Source organism: Microbulbifer aestuariivivens, from assembly GCF_039545115.1.
Classification (GTDB): Bacteria; Pseudomonadota; Gammaproteobacteria; order Pseudomonadales; family Cellvibrionaceae; genus Microbulbifer; species Microbulbifer aestuariivivens.
The window spans coordinates 126,609-152,804 of the sequence record NZ_BAABRT010000008.1 but is presented as its reverse complement, the minus strand read 5'-3'; the positions used below and the strand labels follow the sequence as shown (position 1 = coordinate 152,804).

Sequence of the window (26,196 nt, the reverse complement as noted above, 5' to 3'; positions counted from 1 at the left end):
GAAATTTTTCCCGCCGGGTTTTTCGTTTCTTGCCTGCATATTCAGCTTCAGCGAAGGTCAGCTGGGTCATTTTCTAGGTTCCCGGTTGGAAAACTGTATTTTGCCAGAAATGGGCTATTTTTCAGAGATGCCCTAAAACTATTTTGGCTTTCTTTCAGTACTGACTTGATACGCCTAAAAGCAGTGAAAAATGACCTTGAGCTGGTCTTTTTTTAGCCGCGCCACGGTCTAATCTCCCGCGACTTCGCACAACTTACAATCAAAGCTTCACTAAATATATTACCTTTTAAATCGTTCACTACGAAAACAATTGCTGCTTACGTTACTCTTACACGCTAACTTGGTTAACTCTCACCCTAACAATAAACAACACATAATCACATGGGCCATTATTTATGAAACATTCAACCGATCGCTAACATTCCTCCTCTGCCCAAGAGAGTCCATGACTTGGTTTGACATTTTCCACGATACAACTAACACCATAATCTCACTTAACAGCAATCCAATTCCTGCTGAAATTACACCTATAATGGGCATTAAGGTTGCAGCAATAATTACTGATAGTATAGATGTTAGAATGTAATATATTGCGAACTTTGCGTGATTGTTTGTTGCCATTAATACTATCCAACTAGACTGAGCTGATGCGCTCATTATTGCAACAAAAAGCATCAATCCGTATAGAGCGCCATCTAATTCAAACTCTCCCAGCCACATAGAGAAAATTTCTTCACTGAAGATTGATAAAAACAAGGACGCCAAGCTGCTCGATACCGCCACGAAAAATAAGCTGTTTTTCCATAGTCCTCTTAACAGCTCTTGGTTATTTTGCTGAAATGCTACAGTTATTTCAGGCCACAAAGAATGATTAACAATTGAACCAATTTGCACGAGCACCCTAGTAAGGGTTCTTATCGCGTTAAACTGAGCCACAGCAGCCGCCCCAAGTATCGAACCAACTACTAAAGTCATTCCTTGTATACTTATTGCCAGACCCATAGGGAAAATTATAAATGCGCCGCCGAGTTTCAAAAGTGATAAGGCAGACTGAAAAGCAGAAAGCGAGGGATAAAGATAGTATGTCTGGGTCAGCCAAAACAATCGAATGCTCATAATTGAATAGATCAAAACTCTACCAGAGAAGCCTGCCAGTGCAACCGATACAATGTCGCCGTACAAAATCAGGGCTGCTAAAGACAAAAACACCTCAAATAACCGAGCCGTGTGCACAAATACCATACCTTCAGCATAGCGCCGACACACGGTATACACAGCAGATTTAAGATTTGTAAACATTCCCACTATAACTTGCAACAATAGGAATACTATCGCTATAACGACATCATTCTCATCAAAAGAATCTCCCGCTAAAAACTCTTTTGCTACATCAGTGCTTATGACGACTATCACACTTACCAACAACAAACAGCTAAGTAGGCCGGTGAATATCGCGGCTGCATTATAAACTTTTCTTGACTCACACTCCTCATTATTCGCTGCATGCATAACCATTTTATTTTTAGCAACTGTTCCCACCCCAAAGTCGCTCAACATCAAGTAGGCCGGAATGGTGCTAATTATCAACCACTGCCCATATATCTCCACCCCCCAATTGGACAAGAAAATGGGTACACTTATCAATTGAGTCAATAAGGTCACCAATTGCCCATATGTATTAGCGCCGACACCCGACAAAATCTTGAGAACATATCTATTGGAGGTTAATTGCAGAATTCGATTAGTCGACATACTCAAAAATCAGGAGGCGGTTACCCCCCCTCATTATAATTTGCTTTCAAATTTACATGGACCTGCTTCCTGCAATATACATAATCAAGGCTATGCAAAATCAGGATTTTCCAATACCGAATAGTATATTTACAAACAGTGAGTTAGTATGCACTAGTTGGATTGAAAATTTTTCAGCTCCCTCTAGCCACAATTCGCTTTAGGCGAGTGTGACGATAACTGACTCGACCGCCAGTGACTCGTAGAGGTAGTCACTATTTTATCTAACTTGCGCATACTTTTTTATAGGTCATTGATTTTCATTTTGGAAATATTGAGGATCACAGGTAAGATTTACGAATGGAGGCCCAAGGCAGGCAGAAAAATTCAACCGGGCACTGGAAATGCCATCTCAAAAAAGCTTAGTGTGGCAAACCGAGCCCGTATATACTAGCTGTAATGGTTGGCAGCTAGTATATAAGTGTAAACTCACTGCCTTTGCCTTAGCTCACGAACAATGCATACCGCTTTTATATACTTCCGCTACGACAGCCAGATTGCTCTAATTTCTGAACACAACCACCTACCTATTAACCTACGCGGCGCCTAAAGAGGTCGAGATAGCCTTCATCTTCAAAGCCAGCAGCGTTCTTTAATTTTCAGGTTGCGCGAAAATATTCACATTTTAAAGGCTTCTACTCTAGCAAAAACCGGGCGGGATTCAAGTTAAAATCCGCCTGCCTCATCGGTCAACTCAGGTCACGCTGCCTCAGATGATTGGATGACGATGAGCGCACTTACTGAGTTGCCTTACTCACTCTGCCCTCAAGCAACCTGTATTACCCCCCCCCTCTACTTTTACTGCCCAAATAACGTATTTAGCTAACTTGCGGCCGCCTGCTCTTTGGTCATACTCTTTGACTGCTCCCCACCAGGTTCCACAGATAAAATTGTTTCGCCCTCCATATACCATCTGAAAGGCGCTTGTTTTCACTCACATCGATCCCTCCCCAACCCTTCTATTTTTTCACCTGCCAAACTTAGGTTGTTTGTCATATTGGCCGGGACCTACCGGCCTGGGCGCGATGAATGAGTGGTTCCTATCTTGAGGTTGACTTGCCATTCAGTGGCCAGCGCTTCTTTGCGGGCTGGCGGATTGGGCTTTGGGCACTGGTTGCGCTCGGCCTGCTCTTCGCGTCCAGTGCCCTGCCCCAGCAAATGCAGCTGGTCTCACCCAGGGTGCTTGCACAGATGAATGCACGTTTTGGGCCAGAGGCTGTAGTCCGCTTACGCGACTGGCAGGTTTTTGTCGGTCAGCAAACAAGCGCCGATCTGCCCCAGCAATTACAGGCGGTTAACCGCTTCCTCAACCGTGTGCCATTTGTGGGGGATGCGGCCCACTGGGGCGCGGAGGATTATTGGGCGACACCGGCTGAGTTTATCGCATCTCATGGTGGGGATTGTGAAGATTTCGCCATCGCCAAGCTGGTCACCTTGCAGCTGACGCGGATACCCGGCGCGCAACTGCGCTTGATGTATGTGAATGCCCTGGAGCTGAATCAGGCGCACATGGTGCTGCTTTACACCCCCCAGCCTGGCGCTGTGCCGCTGGTGCTTGACAACCTGACCAATGCTGTAGTGTCAGCCGACCTGCGCAAAGACCTGCAGCCCGTCTATAGTTTCAATTCCGACGGGCTGTGGCTGCAGCCTCTATCTACCAACCCTCGCAAGGTCCGCAACTTCAGTGGTTCGATGCTCTGGGAAGATCTCAGGCGGCGCTTGCGCGCGCAGGGCCTCAATATTTAACCGCCACAGCGCTTCACCAAAAACTCGTGACTCATGCTTCACGGTCCACAACAGGCAGCTTCCCTATATAGCCATATAAAAGGAAGAAGGAATAAACAAAGGAGGGTTGTCATGGAACGACCGATCGCTCCGGCGCGCCTTGCCCGTTTACACCCTCTGGCATTGGCGGTGGTCCTGCTGCTGGCTCTTGGCGGGGGCCTGTGGTTATCGATGGCGACAACCCGCGATTACCTGCAGACAGAATTGCAGGGTACGGCGCGAGACAGCGCCAACACCCTGGCGCTCGCCCTCAGGCCCTACCTGATAGAGGGCGACTCCCTAAGCCTTGATACGGCAGTGACCGCACTGGTGCAGAGCGGCCACTACCGCGCCATCTCCATACAAAATACCCAGGGTGGCATTCTGGTCAAACGGGAAAGCCCCACCCTGCATTTACCGGTACCCGACTGGTTTATCCGCAGGATCAATCTCCATGCCCCTGCCGCCACTGCCAACATCGACTATGACTGGCGGGTGATCGCCGAGGTTACCGCTGAAATCCACCCGGCACCCGCGCAACAGCAACTCTGGCGATTAGCCATCGGTTACTGCGGGCTGTTTATTGCCAGTGCGGCACTGACGTTGCTGTTCACCCTGCGTGTGCAAGCGCGAACCGTACAGTCATCAGCAAGCGAAACCAACCATTTCATGCCGCTGGGTAACCGCCAGGAGTTTGAAGCGCAGCTACGCAGATCACGCCGCACCCGCGATACTCGTGAGGAGTACTGGCTATTGGTGGATACCGGCAGCAACCGTGCCCCCCCACCGAATGAAGCAAACCCTGCTGAAGCGGGTAATACACTGCCAGAGTTGTTGCGCGCCCACCTTGAAAACTGGCCCTCTGCGCTGGCGTTGTATCATCTGGGCGGGCACCAATACGCCATCTACCTGCACGAAGGGCACCAGGCCGCCGCCTGCGGACTGGCAGGCTGGCTGTGTGCGGTGATTGGCGCAAGCCAACCCGCACACTGGCAGACGATGAGCGCTGCCACCACATCTCGTTCAAGCGCAAACCTGAACCCAATACCGAATGCCAGCCGCGGCCTGCGCGTTGTGGTGATGCCGCTCTCTGTTTCCGTCAGCCAGCGTGCTGCGATAGAGCACTTTAAATGGGCTTTAACGCAAGCGCGGCGACTAAGACCCTTCCAGTGGGGTGTTTACCAGCAGCACAGTGCCCAGCAGAAACAGCCAGAGCAGCCAAAAGGCGTGCGGCAGCCGATGAAAACGCAAACCGTTTCTCAGCGAGTAGCAACCGCCGGCAACCAAACCCAGACCGGTGAATCGGCCAGTGCAGCAGACAAATCGGATAATTACCAGAAGGTGTAACCAGCGCCCTCCACTCCAACTCCCTTCCCGTACTTTACAGGTGGCCTCCACCCGCCGCCCTCTGGCGCCAAATGCCATCGCGGCTCGCTTGGTTTTTTTCCGCTGCGCATTATTCGACCGGGCAAGCTCAAACAGGGGTGAGAAACTGTTGGCTGTATTGGCGTGAACTCTTCCCATTTACTGCGGGGTCGGTACAATTGCTGCATCTTTGGGGAAAACAAAACACACAAGGAGCCATCATGAAGAAGGCAATTTTGGGGGTAGCTCTGGGCGCTAGTCTGCTCAGCGGTATAGCCACAGCCGGCATCGCCGAAAATATCGAAGCGGGTTACACCATACAACAGGTCATTGCCAATGCGGTGGCGGAAGGTACTTCCGTTGAGGATGCCGTAGCCCAGGCACTGGCGGCGGCTCCGGCTGAAGCCGACGCCATTATCGCTGTAGCGATTGCTCTTCGCCCGGACAAAGCCCAGGCAATCATTAATGCCGCCGCAGCACAAGGCATGGACCCTCAGGATGCACTGGCGGCAGCCATTGCCGGTGGTGCTGACCCCACTAAGGTTACCGCACCTCCGGCTGCTGGTGGCTTGGGCTTCGCGCCGGGGGCTGGCGGCCCCAACCCCTTCTCCCCGCCCGGGGTTAATGGTGCTGGCGGCTGCGATGGGGTGTGTCCGTCAAAGAACTGACAATACGCCGTAGCAGTGAAAGGCCCGCAAGGGCCTTTCTTCGTTATGGCTTTGTTCTTTTTAAGCTGCTGCGAATTGGTGGCTGAATTTTTGCTGGCTTTCTGGACTTGTGACGGGTCAATGCTCCGCATTCGCTGCCCCGCTACGATCACAATGAATAGCCGGCACGACTGGAAATAGGGTCTGGAATTAACCGCAGCGATTCCACTTGATGACCCGCTTTTTACCTTCTTAACCTCAACTCCCGACAGCGTGATAGCGGGATAGCGCAAAACCCTGTAACCAGTCTCTCTAACTCAGCAACCATATCGCCCAACACACGGCTAAAGACACCGCTAACAAGCCTTTTTAGAATACTGGCTAACGAAAGTTCATAGCGACCACCTGCAGCGACAAACCCCAGCGACAAACCCCAGCGACAAACCCCAGCGATACTACGCCCATGATCGAAGCCAGTCCCCGCATTGCGCGCCTTGAGCGCGGCCTGTTTTATACCTTTCTGGTATTGCTGTTCTGGCTGCCGATTCCGCTGGGTTCACACCGCCCCTGGGCCTGGGCATTACTGGAGGTATGGAGTTTCTGCCTGCTGGGTGGCTGGCTGCTGGTGAACACCTACTCTCCGCGCCTGCACACGCTTAAGCCATTTGCGCCCTTGCTGGCCTTGTTTGCCCTGTTCCAGTTCTGGGTCGGCCTGCAGGTTTTGCCGCTGCCCATTGGCCTGCTGGAAATGCTTTCCCCCGAGCGGGCGGGGCATTTTCTGTCTGCCAACCCGGAGGCTATTTCGGGCACCCTGTCACTGGACCCCAACCAGACCCGCGTCGGCCTGCTGAAGGGGCTCAGCTACTGGTGCCTGCTGTTTCTGGCTGTTGCCCTGGTGAATACACCGCAGCGCCTGAAGCAGGCGGCACTGGTGATAGTGATTACCGGCACCTTTCAGGCTTTTTATGGGGTGCTGCTGGCGCTCTCTGGCTCCGAGACCACCTGGATACTGGGTTTCCCCAATAACACCATTGCCACCGGTGGCTTCCTCTACAAGAACCACTTCGGCAATTTTCTGGTGTTGTGCCTGTGTTTTGGCATCGGCCTGTTGATCGCCAGCCTGTCCCGCAGGCAAGCGGGTTCGGTCAGGGAATTCCTGCGCGGCACTCTGGCCACACTCATGAACGGCAAGGCGGTGGTGCGCCTGTGTCTGGCAATGATGGTGATCGGCCTGGTGATGTCCCATTCGCGCATGGCCAACACCGCCTTCTTTGCCAGCCTCTCCATCACCGGCGTACTCGGACTACTGCTGATCCGCAAAAAAAGCCGCAGCCTGACGGTACTGCTGGCGAGCCTGCTGGTGATCGACCTGTTTATTGTCGGCAGCTGGTTCGGGGTGGAGAAGCTGAAAAACCGGCTGGAAAATACCAGCTTCAGCGGGGAAACCCGCGACGAGGTTGTCCGCGACGGGTTAAGGTTGCTTGAACAGTACCCTCTCGCCGGCACTGGCGGCGGCAGCTTCTACTCTTCGTTCCCCGCTGTAAAAGGGGCGGACATCCAGAGCTTTTACGACCAGGCGCATAATGACTACCTGCAGTTCGCCATCGAGTTCGGCCTACCGGCGACGCTGCTGTTGGGGGTTGCGGTCTTATGGAGCTTGTTTCATGCATTCAACGCGCTGCGCCAGCGCCGCGACAGCCTGATGCAGGGCATGGCCTTTGCGGCCGTGATGGCGATTATTGCCGAGCTGATTATGCTGCTGACGGATTTCCACCTGCAGGCACCGGCCACTGCGGTTTATTTTCTGCTGTGTCTGGCACTGGCCTGGCAGGCGCGGTTTATGCCCGCCGAGAAACGGGCTGGGTAGGCGTGGGCAGATGCCGACCTGCGCCGGCTTCTGGCTTCTGGCTTCTGGCTTCTGAGCAAAATACACAATGATGGAAGTGCGGACGCTTACACGCGCGCGTACTGATCCTCAAAGCGCACGATATCGTCTTCACCGAGATAAGAGCCGGACTGCACCTCGATCAGCTCCAGCGGTATAGAGCCGGGGTTTTCCAGCCGGTGGGTCACGCCAAGGGGGATATAGGTGGACTGGTTCTCGGTCACCAGCAGCTCTTTATCGCCATTGGTGACCAGGGCAGTGCCACTGACCACAATCCAGTGCTCGGCGCGGTGGTGGTGCATCTGCAGGCTGAGCTTGGCGCCGGGGTTGACCACAATATGCTTCACCTGGAAACGATCACCGGCATCGACGGAATCGTAAAAGCCCCAGGGGCGATAGACTTTGCGGTGCACTCGGGCCTCGGAGCGATCCTCGGCTTTCAGCCTGTTCACCACCTCCTTGATGTCCTGTACCCGATCCTTGGCGGCGACGAGAATCGCGTCATCGCTCTCCACTACCACGATGTCTTCCAGACCCACGGTGGCGATCAGCTTGCTGTCGCTCTGCACATAGCAGCCTTTGGAATCCTGCAGGATGACATCGCCGCGGGCGGTGTTGCCCTGTTCGTCCTTTTCTGACACTTCCCACAGGGCAGACCAGGAGCCCACATCGCTCCAGCCACAGTCCATGGGCACCACGACCGCATCCTGGGTCTTTTCCATTACCGCGTAGTCGATAGAGTCGTCCGGACAGGCGAGGAAGCTTTCCCTGGCGGGGCGCACGAAATCGATATCGATGGCGGCGGCGGACATGGCCTGTTCACAGGCGGCGAGGATATCCGGGCGATGCGCTTTCAGTTCTTCCAGGTAACGGCTGGCACGGAACAGGAACATGCCGCTGTTCCAGTAAAAGTCACCACTGCCTACATATTGCTCGGCGGTGGCGCGGTCGGGCTTCTCAACAAACTCCTGCACGGCGAAAGCGCTCGCACCGCTGTCAGCGCAGGCGGCGTTGCGGCGGATATAGCCGTAGCCGGTCTCGGGGCCGGTGGGCACGATACCGAAAGTCACCAGTTTGCCCTGCTCGGCATAGGGGACCGCTGTATTGACGGCGCTCTGGAACGCGGCCACGTCGCGAATCACATGATCAGCCGCCAGCACCAGTAGCAGCGGGTCGCCCTCGCTGCCTGATGTCGCGCGCAGCGCAGCCAGTGCTACCGCCGGCGCGGTATTGCGACCCGCCGGTTCCAGTACGATGCCGCTGTGGCCCTGTTTATTTTCCCGCAGCTGCTCCGCCACGGTGAAGCGGTGGTCGTCTCCGCAAATCAGCAGCGGCGGCTGATGATCCAGGCCGACCAGACGCGCACAGGTCTCCTGCAGCATGGTGCTCTCCCCGGTGAGGGGCAGAAATTGCTTGGGAAAAAGCTGGCGCGACAGGGGCCACAGACGGGAGCCGGAACCACCGGCCATGATTACGGGCAGGATCATGCACTTACCTTTTGTAAATTCTCTAGCGAGCGGATTGCCACGCCCACAGCCAGTGGGTTTATGAGCAAAGGGGCAACCGGCGAATCAGGTGGCCTAGTTTACCCATCATCGCGGGGAATGCACGTACAGGTAAGCGGTTACTTCGGGGCGGCCGATGGGATGACATGGCACCGGTAAGTGCTCACGGCGCCTGCGTCAGCTCAGCCGCGCCGGCCTGAGAATGGCAGCCCTCAGATGCCCCTTGCCGGTAACTGCCATCCAGGATGGCTCGCCACCACTGATCATTGGCCAGATACCAATCGATGGTTTTGCGGATGCCGGACTCGAAACTCTCCTGCGGCCTGTAGCCCAGCTCCCGATTAGATTTCTCCGGGGCAATGGCGTAGCGCCGGTCATGCCCCTTGCGGTCCTCCACATATTGGATCAGCGTTTCCGCCTGACCGGCAATGGCACTGCAGGCTGCCGGATAGCGCTGGCGGAGGGCTGGCTGGCCGGCAAAGCGCTGGTTCATCAGGCTGCAGATCAGCGTGACAATATTGATGTTGGTCCACTCGTTATTGCCGCCGATATTGTAGGACTCACCCAGCCGCCCCCGCTTGATCACCCGCTCGATACCCCGCACGTGATCCTCCACATACAGCCAGTCGCGGATCTGCTGGCCGTCACCGTACACCGGTAGAGGCTTGTCCTGCAGGATGTTGGTGATCACCAGCGGAATCAATTTCTCGGGGAAGTGGTACGGGCCGTAGTTATTGGAACAATTACTGGTGGTGACATTCAGGCCATAGGTATGGTGGTAGGCCCTGACGAGGTGGTCCGATGCCGCCTTGCTGGCGGAATAAGGACTGTTTGGCGCGTAAGCCGTGGCCTCGCTGAACGGCGGATCAGCGGGACCGAGAGAGCCATAGACTTCATCGGTAGACACATGGTGAAAGCGGTGCGTCTGCCGCTGCTGCCCCTCTTCCAGCCAGACCTGTTTGGCGGCTTTAAGCAGGCTGTGCGTACCGATGATATTGGTTTCGATAAAGGCATCCGGGCCGATGATGGAGCGGTCCACGTGGCTCTCGGCGGCAAAGTGCACCAGCGTGTCTATCTCATGCTCTCTAAGCAACCTCTCCACCAGTGCGGTATCGCAAATATTGCCGTGGCAGAACACAAAGTTTGGGTTGCACTCAACAGGGTTAAGGTTTGCCCGATTGCCGGCATAAGTCAGCGCATCCAGTGCAACCACCCTGTCACCGGAATAAGTTTGCAGCCAGTAGTGCACGAAATTTGCGCCGATAAAACCGGCGGCACCGGTCACAAGCAGGTTGCTCATCAATAATCACCATTGGTTATTTGGGGCTGGCGGCTGCCCTTTGGCCAGTCTTACAGAGTGCATCCATTCAGAGTGCATCCATTCAGTGTGCATCCATTGACTAAACCGAGTAAACGATAAGCCGAGAAGCCATACACAGGCATAAGCCCTCTGAGAACAGGATTGCACTGGCCATGCACTTCACCCGGATCAGGGCAACGGGGCCGGGGAATGGCTTGGGCGTAGGCAGCTATTTTCAAATAAAATTAACAGCGAATGATACGAGCTAGGGAAACCCCGCACGGAGCAGCCCAGCGCCCACACCAGATCCCGGTCAGGCCATGTAACCGTCTGCCAATGATCGCTCAAACACTTCCGCCTCTTTAAAGTACTTACCCTCGGCGTCCTTTTTGGAGAGCTTGGGCTTCTCACCCGGCATGATCGGCCAGCGGATATTAAGATCCGGATCATCCCAGCGGATAGAGTGCTCATGTTGTGGAGCATAGTAGTTGGTGCATTTGTAGACGAATTCCGCGGTATCCGAGGTGACATAAAAACCATGGGCGAATCCTTCCGGCACCCACAGCTGGCGCTTATTTTCAGCGGACAGCAACACACCCACCCACTCCCCAAACGTGGCTGAGTCCCTACGCAGATCAACGGCCACATCATAAACCTGCCCCTGGGTTACGCGGACCAGTTTTCCCTGGGGGTTCGCCGTCTGATAGTGCAAACCCCGCAGTATGCCCCTGCCGGATTTGCTGTGGTTGTCCTGCACGAACGAGCGTTCTGCACACAGGCGATTGAATATATCCTGACGAAAGGATTCAAAGAAAAACCCCCGTTCATCGCCAAAAATTCCTGGCTCAATGAGCTTTACGTCAGGGATTTCGGTTTCGATAACCTTCATAGCTTTGCACCACTTAGTTATGAGATCACTCTTCAACCAAGATGATCTATAGCTCGATACAAATTGTCGTTCATGCTGCTTACAGCAAGCTGTTGAAAGTAAAAAAACTCACATAAAAAGCAGCTAGGCTTGTAAAAATTGACTTCCACACCGCTTAAATTCTGCACCGGACCTACTCACGACCTTGAGTTTCCTGCTGGCTTGCCAAATGCCGCGCCCAGCCCCTAGATACTGAGCCGACTTGGCACCGCATGTCGGCATAGACAGTCAAAACTTGTAACGGCGCCATATCCGGATACGTCGATTACAGGTGCGGCGCTACACATTGAGAGTGACAAGTTCTTGAGCGCCACCGACAGGAAAAACAGCTTGAGCGGTCAGCTACCAACCTACTTTAGGCCAAACCTAGGCGAGAGAGGAGAGGGGCGATGAGCAAGAGGAAGATATTGGCGATGAAGGCATCACCTGCGGGGTAACGGATGTCAGCCAGAACACTCGCTCAATCGATTGCACTGACGTTTTCTTCATCAGCCACTGACAAAGAATCAAAACCTCAAGCCCGCCATGGGCAAACCATAATCAAATACTTTGGCGGAATATGACTGCTTCACGAGGATGGGCTACTACAGCCACCGCCACCGCCACCGCCACCGCCACTTAAAATACCAAACTGAGCGGAAATCACTAATGCCACCCGCTACGAATCCACATTAAAGCATTCATTAACCATTACGTGGAAAATTTCAGCGCCTACCAACCCCTAAGAGCTTATTAAATAACTTAAATAAAATAGGAAACACGATGATATATCCACCAATCAACAACCAATGCACAACATCCTGCTTCCCTGTATCAAAAAGTTTTGCGACAACTGGCGAACCTTCCAACCAAAGAACCATAACGATAAACCCAGAAACAAAACCGGATATCGCACATTTTACAAGATCAAGAAGTCGATTCATGTTAACTACTGCTATCTAAAGCACGTCACACAATATTACTCCGACCACAGCTTTGCAGATTCTCCGCTCCTGAGCAGCCCCCCAGAACAGTCAGCCAAAATCCTGCTTTTCCATCCACGGAATGATCCGTTCAAAAGCTTCCTCGATATTCTCGATGGAGGTTGCATAGCTGATGCGCAGGGCATTGCGGCAGGACTCTCCGAAGGTGTCGCCGGCGATGGTGCAGACACCGGTTTCGCGCAACATGCGCAGGGCGACGTTGTTGCCGTTGACGCCCTCGGGGAGTGCGGGGAACAAATAAAAAGCGCCCTCGGGGACATAACCCTCCAGGTAGGGTGTCCGGTTGACCAGTTCAACCAGTCGGTCGCGACGCTTGCGGTAGGTCTCGACGGTGTTGGCCACGTAGGATCGGTCACCGCGCAGTGCCGCCACGCCGGCCCACTGGCAGGGGGTGTTGGCGACGGTGGTGGTGAACATATGGTAGCGGCGCAGTTTGCGGATGGCGCCCTGGCTGGCAATCAACCAGCCGATGCGCATACCGGCCATGCTGAAGGTTTTGGAAAAACTGCTCATGATCATCACATGATCGAGATCGGAGCAGCACGACAGCACACTGGCGTAGTCGAGGTTGTCATAGATCAGGTGATCGTAAACTTCATCACTCAATACATAGATGCCGCGATAGGCGGCTTCCTGCACGATGGCTTCCACGGTTTCTCTTGGGTAGACGGTGCCGGTGGGATTGCTGGGGGAATTGAGAATGATCGCATGAGTATTGCTGTCGATGGCATCAATGACTTCCTGCGGATCCAGCTGGTGATTGTTCTCCGCCCGCGTGGGGATGTATTTCACTTCGCCGCCATTCATGCGGATCAATGGCGCATAGAGCATAAATGACGGATCCGGCACGATGAACTCGCGCCCCGGGGCGGAGACGGCGGTAAGCGCCAGGTAAATCGCCTCGGTGGCGCCGGTGGTGACGAGAATATTTTCCGGGCTGACGGGGCGACCGTAACGCTCGGTATTGTATTCCGCCAGCGCCTCCAGTAACTCCGGCAGCCCGGCATCCATGGTGTAACCGGTCTGCCCCGCCTGCAGTGCGTCGATGGTGGCCTGAATCACATGGGGTGGTGTGGGTGCGTCCGGCTGGCCGATGGACAGGTGAATCACGTCGTCCATGGTGGCCGCGAGGTTGACCATCTTGCGGATACCCGGTACCGGGATCGTCAGCAGAGCCGGGTTCCAGACCGGGTCTTCCGATTCGTAGAAATCAAAATCCAGCCGGTTCACGCCTGCGCCCCCCGTGCGGTTTTTTCATGGAACAGCTGCGGGCGCCTGTCGGTAAGCGGTGCCGCCAGCTGGTAGGCCTGGCCGGCGCGCAGCACGGTGGCATCCTCGAACCGGCGCCCGACAATCTGCAGGCCGATGGGCAGGCCATCAGTGGAAAAACCACAGGGAACCGACAGCGCTGGCTGACCGGTGAGGTTGAAGGGATAAGTAAACGGCGTCCACGAGGGCCAGCGGGTACTGGGCCAGTCTTCCGGCACTTCGCGCCCGGCTTTGAAGGCGGTGATGGGCAGCGTGGGCGTGAGCAGCAGGTCGTACCTGCGATGGAAATTCACCATGCGCTCGCAAAGGGCCATGCGCTCATTGACCGCGCCAAGGTAGTCGAGCATGGAGAGCTGGGCGGCTTTTTCCGATACGGAAACCAATTGCGGGTCCATAAGGGCGCGCTGGCGCTTGCCGATATCGCGCAGGGCGTTGGCGGCACCGCCGTAAAAGAGATGGCCGAAAGCCGCCAGTGGATCGTCGAACCCCGGCGCCACTTCCACCACGTCAGCACCCAGTGCCTGCAACTGCTGCACCGCCGCGCGCACGGTTTGCTCCACTTGCGGCTCCACCTCCACATAGCCCAGGGTGGCACTGAAGGCGATTTTCAGGCCTTTCAGCAGCTGCTGCGGCTCACCATGAATAGCTGCGAGATAATCGATTCCGCGACGGGGGATGGCATTGGTATCGCGCTCATCCATTTCACTGAGCACGTTCATCATCAGTGCGCAGTCGGCCACGGTCCAGGTCATGGGTCCGGCATGGGCCAGGGTGCCAAAGGGGCTGGCGGGCCAGTGGGGCACTTCACCGAAACTCGGCTTGAGGCCAACATGGCCACAGAAACCCGCCGGGATACGGATGGAACCGCCGGCGTCGGTTCCCAGCGCCAGCGGGCCCATGCCCAAGGGCACCGCCGCAGCACTGCCACCGCTGGAGCCGCCGGCGGTCTTCTCCGGGTTCCAGGGGTTGCGGGTGACGCCGTCGATGGGGTTGTCCGTGACGCCTTTCCAGCCGAATTCCGGGGTAGTGGTTTTGCCCAGGGGCACATAGCCATTGCGCTCCAGCGCCGCTACCGCCGGGGCGGACTTGTTTAGTGTTGAAGCGGGATCAATCGTCTTGGAGCCCTTGAGGGTGGGCCACATGGGCGTGAGGAATACATCCTTGATGGCCACCGGCACCCCGTCCAGTTGCCCGCGGACCTCACCGGACTGATAACGCTGCCCGGAGGCGCGGGCAAACTCCAGCGTAGTCTCCGGGTCCACCAGATTGAAGGCATTGACCGCGGGATTGCAGCGCTCGATCTGCTGCAGCTGGGCCTCGGCGACTTCTACCGGAGAAAATGATTTGTCCCGATAGCCTTGCAGTAACTCGAGAGCGGTCATGGCGACGAAATCATTCATCCGCGTGTCCTCCATGCTTATTAGCTGTCTGTCTTGTTTATTCTTTTACCTGCCCCCCTATCCTAGTACTCGCTGGCGCCATTTCGGGCTTTTTGGCGTGTAATCAGGCGCCCCGATTGGCCAACCTAAAGCAACCCGCGCCAGAACTCCCCGTGTGCGCCCTGGATGCGGCCAGTAATACACCTGAAATGGCACTTTTCTAAAACGCTCTAGGTCATCGCGACATATCACGGGACTTCTGAGAAACTGGTCACGCTTATGGGCTTTGCTTCAGCTTGCGGTCAGTTATAGCGCGGTAACTTGCAAGCCCTGTTCTGCACGCTTTACGGGGGAAGGTATCAATGGGCAAGGTATTGATGGGGAAAGTATCGATGGGGACGAGTATCGTGAATACCATCAAAGTCATCGCTGTGCTGGCTGTGGCCGTTTTTTTTCTGAATGGCTGCGCCACCATGAGCGCGGAGGAGTGCGTGACCGCAGACTGGCGCGCCATTGGCTATGAGGACGGCGCCGCCGGCCAGACCGTTGCCATGCTCGGCAAGCGCCGTCAGGCCTGCGCCGATCACGGTGTGCGGCCGGATACCGAGGCCTATCGCGCGGGCCGCGCAGAGGGGCTCACACTCTACTGCACCGAAATGCGCGGGTTTCGTATCGGCCGCGCCGGCGGCACCTACGGAGGCGTGTGCCCGCGGGATCTCGAAGATGACTTCCTGGCCGGCTACGAATCCGGCCGGGAGATTTACCAGGCGCAGCGGGCCGTCAACGACGTGGCCAGCGCCATCCGCAGTGCCCACAATGAGCGTGAGCACCTCCTCGACGACATTACCGAGATGAGCGCCCACCTGGTGAGCGACGAGGCCACCAAGGAAGAGCGCATTGAACTGCTGGCGGATATCGCCCGCCTCAAGACCCGCCACACCGAGCTCGGCTTCGAGATCGAGGACATGGAGTACGAGCTGGCGCTGCGCGAGGCGGCGTTCCATGAGATACAGCTGCGCAGCCCCTACCGGTAATGGCTGCACCCCCGCTCAAACGAAGAGCAGGCAATCAGGAACGTGATTCAGAAGCGCTAGCGGCAAGCAGCAGGCGATAAGCGGTGAGCGGCAAGCGGCAAGCGGCAAGGCACACGAGAGAGACACCAGCACTAGAGAGACGCCAGCGGGACACACACTAGTGAGACACTAGGGAGACACTAGAGAGACCCCAGGGAAAAACGAGGGAAACACAAGCCCAGCGCAACAAGAAAGCGCTGCCCAGCAAAGGCACAACGACAAAAGCACAACGAAAAAGACACAGCGACAAAGACACAACGAAAAAGGCGCGCAGCCACAACTGCGCGCCTTTTTCATGGTTCAGCCCCCGGAACCCCATTCGATTTCTATGCGCACTCTGTGCGAACTCTGTGCGCCCCCTGCGCGTCAGCCTTCGCAGCCGCGCTGTATCCCGAGCCGGCAACAAGAGCTGCATACGGCACTGGCACCGGGGCCAGCATCAGGCAGTCACTGCGCCGGTTTCTCCGTGCAAGGCACGGGCTGTTATCCGTCCAGCGCACGGGGCGCGATCACATCCAGCCTGTCTGCCCAGGGCTCCAGGTCGGCCATGATGGACGGGTACAGCTCCACCCCATCTTTCAGCTGGCGGGCGCGGTCACTCCAGGCGCGCTGGCCCGGCACGCGAACCTGGGCATCGCTGCCCTCGTCCGGGTGACAGGATTGCCACAGGTTGCAAAGTGCGGTGGTCTGACGCAGGAAGTCGTCCGACTTGCCGAAGGCCTGCGGGTCGATAATCTGCACAAAAACCGAATTGGCCTCATCGTCCCGGCTGGACTGTGCATCGCCGCGGCCATAGCCACTGAGTCCCATAGACAGCACCTCGAGCATGGCACTGAGTGCCGCGCCCTTGTAACCGTGATCGGCACCGCCAATCGGCAGGATGCTGCCACCCTCCTCGAGGGCGGCCGGGTCGTTTGAAAGGCGCCCATGGCTGTCCTTCAGGGATTCGCTCGGCAACAGGCGTTTTTCGCGCTTGGCGCGGGATACGTAACCACCTGCGGTCACCGACATGCTGATGTCGAAAAGCAGCGGATACTCCCCCGCCGGCGCGGCAAAGGCGATGGGATTGGCGGAAAACAGCGCATCGCAGCTGCCCTGGGGCGACACGGTGCGCTCCGCCGGCGTGGAGCAGGTGAGAATGCCCACACAGCCCGCTTCGATAATAGGCGGCAGGTAGGCGGCGAGACAGGCGATGTGCTGGCTGCGGCGCAGGGTGGCGGTAACCACACCCCGCTCCTTCACCCGCCGCAGGGCCTCGCCGATGGCCTGCGAGAGTATCCAGGGGCCGGGCAGGAAATCCGCATCCCAGTTGAAGCAGCCGCCCCGGTCGGACAGCACCTGCGGCTCGCCCTCCTTGCGGGTCTCGCCATTAACCAGCCAGTTGAGGTTACTGCAGACCCGGTTGAGTCCATGGGTGGTGAAACCCAGCAGGTCCGCCTGCAGAAAAACATTGGCCATCACCGCGGACCGCTCCTCGGCCAGCCCGGCACGATGAAACAGCTGGGTGACAAACCTGTGCAGGTCTTCGGCTGCGTAACGATTACTCATGGCATCCTCCGGTGGAAAGCTTTTTTTACTGCTGGTGGCGCTCCCGTGTCTGACGGAAGCCGCCGCGACGCGGCACCTGCGGTACAAGACGTTGCGCAGTGCCGATCAGTGATCGCTCACCTTGCCGCGCATGGACTTGATCTGCGCGCGCTGGGTTTTCTGCTTCAGGCGGCGCTCTTTGGCCGCTCGTGAGGGCTTGGTGGCCACGCGCTTTTTGGGTCGCCGCGCGGCGGCGGCAACGATCTCCCGCAATCGCTCCAGCGCATCGGTGCGATTTTTTTCCTGGGTGCGAAAGCGCTGTGCCTTGATCACGATAACACCATCACTGGAAATACGCTGATCCCCCAGCGCCAACAGGCGCGCCTTTATTTCTTCCGGCAGCGACGAGGCGGGAATATCAAAACGCAGGTGGATGGCGCTGGCCACCTTATTCACGTTCTGGCCGCCGGCGCCCTGGGCGCGCACCGCGTGCATTTCGATCTCGTCGAGCGGAATGTCCAGGCTGCTAGAAATTTTTAACATAACTGTTTGGTTTCATATGAGGCTTACTGATAACTGCAGCCATTGTCTATGCTGTTTCCCATAGGCGCAAAACTGCACCTCCCTGCCGAGACATTTTAAATGGTAACCGCGCAATGACCGAAAAGAACTCCCAGAAGCAGGCTCACTTCGATCCCCCGGTTTTCTACAGCGCGACCGGGGTGCTCCTGATGCTGGTGGCCTACGCGGTGTTTTTCCCGGAAAACGCCGACATCCAGTTTCAGGCCCTGCAGAATTGGATTGTCACCAATATGAGCTGGTACTACGTGCTGGTGGTGGCCATTATTCTGCTGAGTGTGATTTTTATTGGTGTGTCGGAACTGGGGCGGGTCAAACTGGGGCCGGAGCATATTCAGCCAGACTACGGGTTCGGCTCCTGGTTCGCAATGCTGTTCTCCGCCGGGATGGGCATAGGCCTGCTGTTTTTTGGCGTGGCTGAACCGGTGATGCACTATCTGGCACCACCGGTTGGAGAAACAGGCACCGTGGAAGCGGCGCGCCAGGCCATGATGCTGACCTTTTTCCACTGGGGATTTCACGCCTGGGCCATTTACGCCATCGTGGCCATGATCCTTGCGTATTTCAGCTATCGCCACAATCTACCCCTGACACTGCGCTCGGCACTCTACCCGATGATCGGTGAGCGGGTACACGGCCCGCTCGGCCACGCCGTGGATGTGTTCGCCATCGTCAGCACCGTCTGCGGTGTGGCAACCACGCTGGGTTATGGCGTGCTGCAAATCAACTCAGGCCTCAATCACCTGTTCGGCCTGCCGGTGGGCAGTGGTGTACAGGTGGGTCTCATTATTATCACCACCATCCTCGCCACCATTTCCGTGGTGATGGGGCTTGATGCCGGCATTAAACGCCTGTCACAACTCAATATGAGTCTCGCCGCCATCCTGCTGCTGATGGTATTGCTGCTGGGCAGCACCGTTTACCTGCTGCAGGCCTTCGTGCAGAACTTCGGCAGCTACCTGTCGGTGCTGATCGGCAAAACCTTCAATCTTTACGCCTACCAACCCACGGACTGGCTCGGTGGCTGGACCATTCTCTACTGGGGATGGTGGATGTCCTGGTCTCCGTTTGTGGGCCTGTTTATCGCGCGTATTTCCCGCGGCCGCACGATTCGCGAGTTTGTGGTCGGCGCCATGCTGGTGCCCGCCGGGGTTACCCTTCTGTGGATGACCTTCTTCGGCAACTCCGCCATTCACATGATCCTGGATGAGGGGCTCACCGAGCTTGGACAGGTAGTGGCCAACGACCAGTCGGTTGCGCTGTTCCAGTTTCTGGAGCAGTTCCCCTTTTCGGGTTTCTTTTCTTTGCTCGCCGTGATTATGGTGATCGTTTTCTTTGTCACCTCCGCAGACTCGGGCGCAATGGTGGTGAATATGCTGTCGTCTCACGGCCGCGATGACACCCCGTTATGGCAGCGCGTGTTCTGGTGCGCGCTGATTGGGGTGGTGGCCATCGCGCTGCTGCTGGCGGGTGGCCTGGGTTCACTGCAAACCGCCGTGATCGCCAGCGCGCTGCCCTTCTCGGTGATTTTGCTGGTGGCCATTTATGGGCTGATATCGGCACTGCGCACCGACACCATGAAAAAAATCGCCCAGAGCACGCCGGTATCGCCCATCAGCGCGCGCAACCCCGTGGTCTGGCAGCGGCGATTAAAAAATGCGCTGCAACTGCCTTCCCTGGCCGAGGTGAAAGATTTTATCCACGAGGTTGGCAAGCCATCCCTTGAGGAGTTCGCCCGGGAAATGGAAAAAAATGGCTATACCGCAAGTGTGACCGCGGGTGAGAACAACTACATTCAGCTGGAGGTCCAGCAGGGCGAGGAAATCAGTTTTATTTATGGCCTGCAGCCCAGGGCAACCCTGAAACCCGAGACAGACAATCCGGACAAGGTGCTCGACGACACCCATGACGATGGTTCCAGCGATGTCTACTTCCGCGCCGAGGTGCATCTGTTTGAAGGCGGTCAGGACTACGATGTGATGGGCTGGACCAAGGACCAGCTGCTCACCGATATGGTGTCCCAGTACGAGCGCCATATGCAGTACCTGCACACACTGCGCTAAAAGCGCACACTGGAACGGCCCATGCGCTGACGGCAATCACCCCCGGCGCACACAAGCTGTACCCAAACCAAAAAACGGTGTGCGGAGGCGAAAGGGAAAGCGCTGCGCGGAGAGCGGAAAGCGGAAAGCGGAAAGCGGAAAGCGGAAAGCGGAAAGCGGAAAGCGGAAAGCGGCCACTGTGACCTAAAAAAAAGGCCCCGCAATGCGGGGCCTGAGCTCTGTTTACTGTTAATGATTACTCTTAATGAGTATCGGCTTGTTTAGTGCCCGCCTGCCTCACCGGCACCTTTCGGGAAGCGGATACTGGCCACCATTTCCTGTACATGCTTGGGCGCATCATCGGTCATGCGCGCCACGGCAATGGCCACCGCAAAGTTGATCAGCATACCCAGGGTACCAATGCCCTCCGGAGAGATACCAAACCACCAGTGGTCAGGCGTATTGGCCGCGGGATTGATGAACTTGAAGTAGATGATGTAGGCCGCGGTAAAGGTAATACCGGTAATCATGCCCGCAATCGCCCCTTCCTTGTTCATGCGCTTGCTGAAGATGCCCATGATAATCGCCGGGAAGAACGACGAGGCCGCGAGCCCGAAGGCGAATGCCACCACCTGCGCCACAAAGCCCGGCGGATTGATACCCAGATAACCGGCGATGCAGATGGCCACCCCCGAGGCTATGCGGGCATAACGCAGCTCCTGCTTGTCGGTGATATTGGGCATCAGGTTGCGTTTCAGCAGGTCGTGTGAAATGGAGGTGGAAATCACCAGCAGCAGACCCGCGGAAGTGGACAGCGCCGCCGCGACACCACCGGCAGCCACCAGAGCGATGACCCAGGCAGGCAGGTTGGCGATTTCCGGGTTGGCCAGCACCATGATGTCGCGGTCGATGTTCATCTCGTTGCGCTCATCGCCGGAGTAGAACATCTTGCCGTCACCGTTCTTGTCTTCCCAGGAGATCAGGCCGGTACCTTCCCAGTTCTTGACCCAGCTCGGCGCTTCTTCATAAGAGGTGCCCTGAGCCTCCGGACCATTGATGGTATCGATCATGTTCACCCGCGCGAAAGTGGCGATGGCCGGCGCGGTGGTGTAGAGCAGAGCGATAAACAGCAGCGCCCATCCGGCTGACTTGCGCGCATCACGCACCTTGGGCACGGTGAAGAAGCGCACGATCACGTGCGGCAGTCCAGCGGTACCCACCATCAGCGCAGCGGTGATAAAGAACACGTCGATGGTGCTCTTGGTCCCCGAGGTGTATTCCGCAAAGCCCAGCTCCGTCGACAGGCCATCGAGCTTGTCCAGCAGGTAGGTGCCAGAACCATCGCTCAATTCACTGCCGAAACCGATCTGCGGAATCACGTGTCCGGTCATCATGATGGAGATAAAGATCGCCGGCACCAGATAGGCACAGATCAGTACGCAGTACTGCGCGACCTGGGTATAGGTGATGCCCTTCATACCGCCGAGCACGGCATAGAAGAACACGATACCCATGCCCACGACCACACCGGTGGTGATGTCCACTTCCAGGAAGCGCGAGAACACCACACCCACACCGCGCATCTGCCCCGCCACATAAGTGAAGCAGACGAATACGGCACAGATCACGGCCACCGTGCGCGCGGTATTCGAGTAGTAGCGATCACCGATAAAGGCCGGCACGGTAAATTTGCCGAACTTGCGCAGGTAGGGTGCCAGGCACAGCGCCAGCAGCACGTAACCGCCGGTCCAGCCCATCAGGTATACGGCGCCATCGTAGCCCATAAAGCTGATCAGGCCCGCCATGGAAATGAAAGACGCTGCCGACATCCAGTCGGCCGCCGTCGCCATGCCGTTGGCAACCGGGTTGACGCCGCCGCCGGCGACGTAAAAGTCGTGAGTGGAGCCGGCCCGCGCCCAGACGGCGATACCGATATACACGGCAAACGTCAGGCCAACGATGATGATTGTTAAAGTTTGAATATCCATGACCCGCTCCTAGTTTGTGAACTCTTCTTCGAGGGCATCTTCGAACTCATCCGGCTCTTCGTGATCCTCGTGCACGTTGTACTTGCGGTCGAGCTTGTTCATCTTGAACACGTACACCACGATCAACGCCAGAAACACATAGATGGACCCCTGTTGCGCAAACCAGAAGCCGAGTTTGAAGCCACCCAAACGAATCGCGTTCAATTCGTCCACAAACAGGATGCCGGCACCAAAGGAAACGGCAAACCAAATACACAGTAAACTCAGCATCATGCGGAGATTTTCTTTCCAGTAATCATCCGCGTGCTTTTCACTTTCAAAGCTCATGGCTTATCTCCCATCACTTTTCAATGCTTTTTGTTCAGAAGGCATATTTGACGGAAAACTGCAGGCGCTGCAAGTCGCCCTCGTCATCGGCCAATGATCCACTGACGTTTTCCACCTGCTTGGTGGCCATAATGTACTCCCCTCCCAGTGTGAGTTTTGGCGTGGGTGAATACAGCAGGTTCAGGTGTGCGCTGCGATACCCTGCCGCGGTGGTGTCGGTCACGGTGTCCGGGTTATCGGCGGAGCTCATGGAAAATACGGCGTTGCTGCGCCAGTGTTCATTCCATGGATGCCTCCAGGCGATAAATCCTCCGGACTGGTCGATCAGCCCGATACCGCCATCCGCTTCGATAATGCCGGCGCGATAACCGTTCAGGCCCATATAGCGGCCCAGGGCATTGCCGTGGCTGTACATAAAGCGGATATCGTCAGCACCCAGCTGGAGTTTTCCGGAAAGGCTGATGGCATAACCGCGCTTCGATGCGCGCAGGTCATCGGTTTCATACGCGAGCTCGCGGCTCATGGAGGCAAGCGAATAACTGAAGGCGCCGGCGCTGTTGTTGTAGCGCAGGATCAGGTCGGGACTGCTGTTGTCGTCGTAGGGATTTTCAGTGCCGTTGTAGAGTGTGGTGGCCGGGTTTTCCGCCGCCAACTGCAGGCTGCCGCTGCCGAATTTCTGGGTATATCGCAGCTGCGGCTGGCGCTCGAAAATCGTGCCCACCGGGCCGACAAAATCCAGCCCATCCGGCAGCGCGCCCACATTAAAAAACGTGGACCAGGTCTGGCCGGCCAGCAGACTGCGGCTGTCATCCATCTGCCAGTCTATATAGGCGTGGCGCAAACGCTGGGCGTAGGAGTTGCTGATGCGCTCGTCACCCTGGCCGCTGGCCATGGCGTCGAGCTCAAGATGTGTATTCACCTGACCCGCGCCCAGAGGCGTGGAAGTTTTTACAAACAGCCGCGTCGACTTGGCGTGAGCGTGGTACTTGGCATCGCCACTTTCGCCCCCCACCGGAATGGTGGAAGGCACCAGGAAATCCTCACCGATGCCCGCGGTGGCGGCGCGGCCATCGGAATAGTCACTGAAAATGGTGTCCAGTTTCACGTAACCGCCGATCTGCAGATTGCTGCCGCCCGCAGAAGCCGACCGCCCGGGTTCCGGGTCCGCCAGTAAATCCATGCGCTGTTCGGCGCGCTTCGCCTGCTCGGCCAGTTGGCCGAGCTGTACCTGCAGTTCCTGAATGCGTGCCTGCAGCTCTTCCGGGCTGGGCTCCCCGCTGGCAGCCTGCTGCGCGCTGAGCGCACTGCTGAAACCGAGGCAGGCCGATGTGATGGCCAGGCCCGCCGATAGACGAGCCAGGAACTTTCTTTTTGTTGTAGTCATACTGCTCTCTCATCGCTGACTGGTGGATTGGTGCAGTAGCGATATAACCGCGTTTAAGCGAGCCGGGGTATTAACCATTGGTCTAATAGGGAGAAAAGTGAGTGCGATGAAAGCTGTGCAGAAAGCGGGTGGATTGACGCGACGGTGAAGCTGCAGAGCTGTTTTGACCAATATCCCTTTTCTGGTAACGCCGCCTGCGAGCCTCGCCGCTGCGCGCATACAGCCAACCGCTGCGGAGAAGGTTTCAGGCAAGGACAAAGGGTTTCGACCTATGTCTAATACGCCCCCACGCGGTACAGAGGCATGATGCTGGTCAATAGCAAAAACACGCCGGATCACCGGTAATGACTGAATCAGCGAGGTCGCCAACGTGAAAGAAACAGCTGTCTATCCCGTCCCAACCCACTATGCCGAACAGTCACTGTTGAACGAAGAGCAATACCTTGAACTCTACCGGCGTTCGGTGGAGGAGCCGGAGGCATTCTGGCGTGAACAGGGCCAGCGCCTGGACTGGATCAAACCCTTCAGCAAGGTCAAAAACACCTCCTTCGACCGCGATGACCTGCATATCCGCTGGTATGAGGACGGCACCTTGAATGTCGCCGCCAACTGTCTCGACCGGCACCTGGCGGAGCATGCCGACAGCACCGCGATTTTATGGGTCGGCGACGAGCCCGGTCAGAGCAGGGAGATCAGTTACCGCGAACTGCACCGCGAAGTGTGCCAGTTTGCCAACGGCCTCAAGTCCCTCGGCGTCAACAAAGGGGATGTGGTGACCATCTACCTGCCGATGATCCCGCAGGCCGCCGTGGCCATGCTGGCCTGTGCCCGCATCGGCGCGATTCACTCGGTGGTCTTCGCCGGCTTTTCCCCGGAGGCGCTGGCCGGACGCATGGACGATGGCCAGTCGCGCATTGTGATTACCGCCAACGCCGGCAAGCGCGGCGGCCGCTCGGTGGTGCTGAAAGAGAACGTCGACCGGGCCATCGAACTCTGCAAGGAGACCACCGTCGAGAAAACCGTGGTGGTGGAATACACCGATGACCAGGTCGATATGGTGCCCGGCCGCGATGTGGACTACGCCTGCCTGCTGGCGGCACAGAGCGACGACTGCCCGGCGCAGGAAATGGGCGCGGAAGACCCGCTGTTTATCCTTTATACCTCCGGCTCCACCGGCAAACCCAAAGGGGTGCTGCATACCGGTGGCGGCTACCTGACCTACGCCAGCCTGACCCACGAGTATGTATTCGACTATCGCCGCGGTGAACGCTTCTGGTGCGCCGCCGATATCGGCTGGGTCACCGGCCACACTTACATCATCTACGGACCGCTGGCCAACGGCGCCACCACGGTGATGTACGAGGGTGTGCCCAACTATCCGGATACAACGCGGGTGGCGCGCATTGTCGACGAACACCAGATCAACGTGCTCTATATTGCGCCCACGGCGATCCGCGCACTGATGGCCGAGGGCGACAAGCCCACGGCGGGTGCCGACCTCTCCTCCCTGCGCCTGCTCGGCACCGTGGGCGAACCCATCAACCCGGAAGCCTGGCGCTGGTACCACGACCACTTTGGCCGCGGCCGCTGCCCGATTGTGGACACCTGGTGGCAGACCGAAACCGGCGCGGCGATGCTGACCCCGCTGCCCGGCGCCACGGCGCTGAAGCCCGGCTCCGCCACCCGACCCTTTTTCGGCATCCGCCCGGCACTGGTGGACAACGAGGGCGAACTGCTCGAAGGCGCCACCGAGGGCAACCTGGTGCTGCTGGACAGCTGGCCCGGGCAGATGCGCACGGTATTCGGCGATCACCAGCGCTTTATCGACACCTACTTCAGCACCTTCCCCGGCAGGTACTTCACCGGCGACGGCGCCCGCCGCGACGAGGATGGCTACTACTGGATCACCGGGCGGGTGGACGATGTGCTGAATGTCTCCGGCCACCGCATGGGCACCGCCGAGCTGGAGAGCGCGCTGGTGGCGCACCCCACCGTCGCCGAGGCCGCCGTGGTGGGTTTCCCCCACGACATCAAGGGCCAGGGCATCTACATCTATGTGACGCTGAACAGCGACCAGGAGTCCGGTGACGACATGCACCGCACCCTGCGCGACTGGCTGCGCAGTGAAATCGGCCCCATCGCCACCCCGGACGTTATCCAGTGGGCGCCGGGCCTGCCGAAGACCCGCTCGGGCAAAATCATGCGCCGAATCCTGCGCAAGATCGCCGCCGGTGAAGTGGATCAGCTGGGGGACATCTCCACCCTGGCCGACCCCGAAGTGGTATCGCGCCTGGTGGCCGACTACCAATCCCTGAGTCAAAACCGCTAGTCAACCTCGGACTCCTCTGAGTCCCACCCCCTTCCGGCCACCGCCTCTGGCGCTGGCCGTTTTTTTTCACTCCGCGCACACCAGGGCGTAAACTACCCAGACCAGCAGTAAACGCCCGCAGAGGCAAGACG

The 26,196-nt window shown here is 57.2% G+C and carries 19 protein-coding genes; 7 read left to right on the top strand and 12 right to left on the bottom strand.

What is annotated here, in order from left to right:
- Window positions 1–393: 393 nt before the first annotated feature.
- Window positions 394–1,752, bottom strand: coding sequence for a lipopolysaccharide biosynthesis protein (locus tag ABEA58_RS06835; protein WP_345550030.1), 1,359 nt, complete (start codon window positions 1,750–1,752; stop codon window positions 394–396).
- Window positions 1,753–2,820: 1,068 nt separating this feature from the next.
- On the opposite strand from ABEA58_RS06835, the gene ABEA58_RS06830 reads away from it, so the two are divergent.
- From ABEA58_RS06830 to ABEA58_RS06815, 4 genes are all read left to right on the top strand, one after another.
- On the top strand, window positions 2,821–3,537 hold the full coding sequence (locus ABEA58_RS06830) for a transglutaminase-like cysteine peptidase (protein ID WP_345550029.1): 717 nt from the start codon (window positions 2,821–2,823) through the stop codon (window positions 3,535–3,537).
- 111 nt (window positions 3,538–3,648) lie between these two features.
- Window positions 3,649–4,902: a LapD/MoxY N-terminal periplasmic domain-containing protein gene (locus ABEA58_RS06825; RefSeq protein WP_345550027.1), complete on the top strand. Its 1,254-nt coding sequence runs from the start codon at window positions 3,649–3,651 to the stop codon at window positions 4,900–4,902.
- Between the two features lie 239 nt (window positions 4,903–5,141).
- Entirely contained in the window at window positions 5,142–5,588 is a 447-nt protein-coding gene (locus ABEA58_RS06820; protein WP_345550025.1) for a hypothetical protein, read from the top strand.
- A 442-nt stretch (window positions 5,589–6,030) separates the two neighbouring features.
- Window positions 6,031–7,434 carry an O-antigen ligase family protein gene (locus ABEA58_RS06815; protein WP_345550023.1) on the top strand — a complete coding sequence of 468 codons (1,404 nt, stop codon included), beginning with the start codon at window positions 6,031–6,033 and terminating at the stop codon, window positions 7,432–7,434.
- An 86-nt stretch (window positions 7,435–7,520) separates the two neighbouring features.
- Here ABEA58_RS06815 and ABEA58_RS06810 read toward each other — a convergent pair whose 3' ends face one another.
- The 6 genes from ABEA58_RS06810 to ABEA58_RS06785 form a co-directional block, all read right to left on the bottom strand.
- On the bottom strand, window positions 7,521–8,939 hold the full coding sequence (locus ABEA58_RS06810) for a mannose-1-phosphate guanylyltransferase/mannose-6-phosphate isomerase (RefSeq protein ID WP_345550021.1): 1,419 nt from the start codon (window positions 8,937–8,939) through the stop codon (window positions 7,521–7,523).
- Between the two features lie 181 nt (window positions 8,940–9,120).
- A complete protein-coding gene (gene rfbB, locus ABEA58_RS06805) occupies window positions 9,121–10,260 on the bottom strand; it encodes a dTDP-glucose 4,6-dehydratase (RefSeq protein WP_345550019.1) in 1,140 nt (379 codons plus the stop codon).
- A gap of 310 nt (window positions 10,261–10,570) precedes the next feature.
- Window positions 10,571–11,146, bottom strand: coding sequence for a dTDP-4-dehydrorhamnose 3,5-epimerase (gene rfbC, locus ABEA58_RS06800; RefSeq protein WP_345550018.1), 576 nt, complete (start codon window positions 11,144–11,146; stop codon window positions 10,571–10,573).
- A gap of 743 nt (window positions 11,147–11,889) precedes the next feature.
- Complete coding sequence (locus ABEA58_RS06795) at window positions 11,890–12,108, bottom strand: hypothetical protein (RefSeq protein ID WP_345550016.1); 219 nt, start codon at window positions 12,106–12,108, stop codon at window positions 11,890–11,892.
- 90 nt (window positions 12,109–12,198) lie between these two features.
- A complete protein-coding gene (locus ABEA58_RS06790) occupies window positions 12,199–13,398 on the bottom strand; it encodes a pyridoxal phosphate-dependent aminotransferase (protein WP_345550014.1) in 1,200 nt (399 codons plus the stop codon).
- Window positions 13,395–14,837, bottom strand: coding sequence for an amidase (locus tag ABEA58_RS06785; RefSeq protein ID WP_345550013.1), 1,443 nt, complete (start codon window positions 14,835–14,837; stop codon window positions 13,395–13,397). Before ABEA58_RS06785 ends, ABEA58_RS06790 begins: the two co-directional genes overlap by 4 nt.
- A gap of 371 nt (window positions 14,838–15,208) precedes the next feature.
- Here ABEA58_RS06785 and ABEA58_RS06780 point away from each other — a divergent pair, with 371 nt between their 5' ends.
- Entirely contained in the window at window positions 15,209–15,850 is a 642-nt protein-coding gene (locus tag ABEA58_RS06780; RefSeq protein WP_345550012.1) for a DUF2799 domain-containing protein, read from the top strand.
- Between the two features lie 522 nt (window positions 15,851–16,372).
- Here ABEA58_RS06780 and ABEA58_RS06775 read toward each other — a convergent pair.
- Together ABEA58_RS06775 and arfB are read right to left on the bottom strand one after the other, a co-directional pair.
- Complete coding sequence (locus tag ABEA58_RS06775; RefSeq protein WP_345550010.1) at window positions 16,373–17,437, bottom strand: Ldh family oxidoreductase; 1,065 nt, start codon at window positions 17,435–17,437, stop codon at window positions 16,373–16,375.
- 105 nt (window positions 17,438–17,542) lie between these two features.
- On the bottom strand, window positions 17,543–17,959 hold the full coding sequence (arfB, locus tag ABEA58_RS06770) for an alternative ribosome rescue aminoacyl-tRNA hydrolase ArfB (protein WP_345550008.1): 417 nt from the start codon (window positions 17,957–17,959) through the stop codon (window positions 17,543–17,545).
- 113 nt (window positions 17,960–18,072) lie between these two features.
- Between arfB and ABEA58_RS06765 the strand changes: the two genes are divergently transcribed.
- The gene (locus tag ABEA58_RS06765) at window positions 18,073–20,058 is read left to right on the top strand and encodes a BCCT family transporter (RefSeq protein ID WP_345550006.1); all 1,986 of its coding nucleotides are present in this window, start codon (window positions 18,073–18,075) and stop codon (window positions 20,056–20,058) included.
- A gap of 260 nt (window positions 20,059–20,318) precedes the next feature.
- Here ABEA58_RS06765 and ABEA58_RS06760 read toward each other — a convergent pair whose 3' ends face one another.
- The 3 genes from ABEA58_RS06760 to ABEA58_RS06750 are packed head-to-tail and all read right to left on the bottom strand — an operon-like array spanning window position 20,319 to window position 23,736.
- Entirely contained in the window at window positions 20,319–22,025 is a 1,707-nt protein-coding gene (locus ABEA58_RS06760) for a sodium:solute symporter family protein (protein ID WP_345550004.1), read from the bottom strand.
- Window positions 22,026–22,034: 9 nt separating this feature from the next.
- Window positions 22,035–22,352 (bottom strand): DUF4212 domain-containing protein, encoded by a 318-nt coding sequence (locus tag ABEA58_RS06755; protein ID WP_345550002.1) that lies wholly within the window; start codon window positions 22,350–22,352, stop codon window positions 22,035–22,037.
- A 34-nt stretch (window positions 22,353–22,386) separates the two neighbouring features.
- Window positions 22,387–23,736: a DcaP family trimeric outer membrane transporter gene (locus ABEA58_RS06750; protein ID WP_345550000.1), complete on the bottom strand. Its 1,350-nt coding sequence runs from the start codon at window positions 23,734–23,736 to the stop codon at window positions 22,387–22,389.
- Between the two features lie 370 nt (window positions 23,737–24,106).
- Here ABEA58_RS06750 and acs point away from each other — a divergent pair, with 370 nt between their 5' ends.
- Window positions 24,107–26,065, top strand: a complete 1,959-nt coding sequence (acs, locus tag ABEA58_RS06745) for an acetate--CoA ligase (RefSeq protein WP_345549998.1) — start codon at window positions 24,107–24,109, stop codon at window positions 26,063–26,065.
- Window positions 26,066–26,196 lie beyond the last annotated feature (131 nt).

Coding starts and splice junctions, on each gene's coding strand:
- ABEA58_RS06830 (WP_345550029.1), top strand. CDS start 2,821: ATGAGTGGTTCCTATCTTGAGGTTGACTTGCCATTCAGTGGCCAGCGC.
- ABEA58_RS06775 (WP_345550010.1), bottom strand. CDS start 17,437: ATGAGTAATCGTTACGCAGCCGAAGACCTGCACAGGTTTGTCACCCAG.
- ABEA58_RS06795 (WP_345550016.1), bottom strand. CDS start 12,108: ATGAATCGACTTCTTGATCTTGTAAAATGTGCGATATCCGGTTTTGTT.
- ABEA58_RS06820 (WP_345550025.1), top strand. CDS start 5,142: ATGAAGAAGGCAATTTTGGGGGTAGCTCTGGGCGCTAGTCTGCTCAGC.
- ABEA58_RS06810 (WP_345550021.1), bottom strand. CDS start 8,939: ATGATCCTGCCCGTAATCATGGCCGGTGGTTCCGGCTCCCGTCTGTGG.
- ABEA58_RS06815 (WP_345550023.1), top strand. CDS start 6,031: ATGATCGAAGCCAGTCCCCGCATTGCGCGCCTTGAGCGCGGCCTGTTT.
- ABEA58_RS06780 (WP_345550012.1), top strand. CDS start 15,209: ATGGGGACGAGTATCGTGAATACCATCAAAGTCATCGCTGTGCTGGCT.
- ABEA58_RS06835 (WP_345550030.1), bottom strand. CDS start 1,752: ATGTCGACTAATCGAATTCTGCAATTAACCTCCAATAGATATGTTCTC.
- ABEA58_RS06760 (WP_345550004.1), bottom strand. CDS start 22,025: ATGGATATTCAAACTTTAACAATCATCATCGTTGGCCTGACGTTTGCC.
- ABEA58_RS06825 (WP_345550027.1), top strand. CDS start 3,649: ATGGAACGACCGATCGCTCCGGCGCGCCTTGCCCGTTTACACCCTCTG.
- ABEA58_RS06750 (WP_345550000.1), bottom strand. CDS start 23,736: ATGACTACAACAAAAAGAAAGTTCCTGGCTCGTCTATCGGCGGGCCTG.
- arfB (WP_345550008.1), bottom strand. CDS start 17,959: ATGTTAAAAATTTCTAGCAGCCTGGACATTCCGCTCGACGAGATCGAA.
- rfbC (WP_345550018.1), bottom strand. CDS start 11,146: ATGAAGGTTATCGAAACCGAAATCCCTGACGTAAAGCTCATTGAGCCA.
- ABEA58_RS06765 (WP_345550006.1), top strand. CDS start 18,073: ATGACCGAAAAGAACTCCCAGAAGCAGGCTCACTTCGATCCCCCGGTT.
- ABEA58_RS06755 (WP_345550002.1), bottom strand. CDS start 22,352: ATGAGCTTTGAAAGTGAAAAGCACGCGGATGATTACTGGAAAGAAAAT.
- ABEA58_RS06785 (WP_345550013.1), bottom strand. CDS start 14,837: ATGAATGATTTCGTCGCCATGACCGCTCTCGAGTTACTGCAAGGCTAT.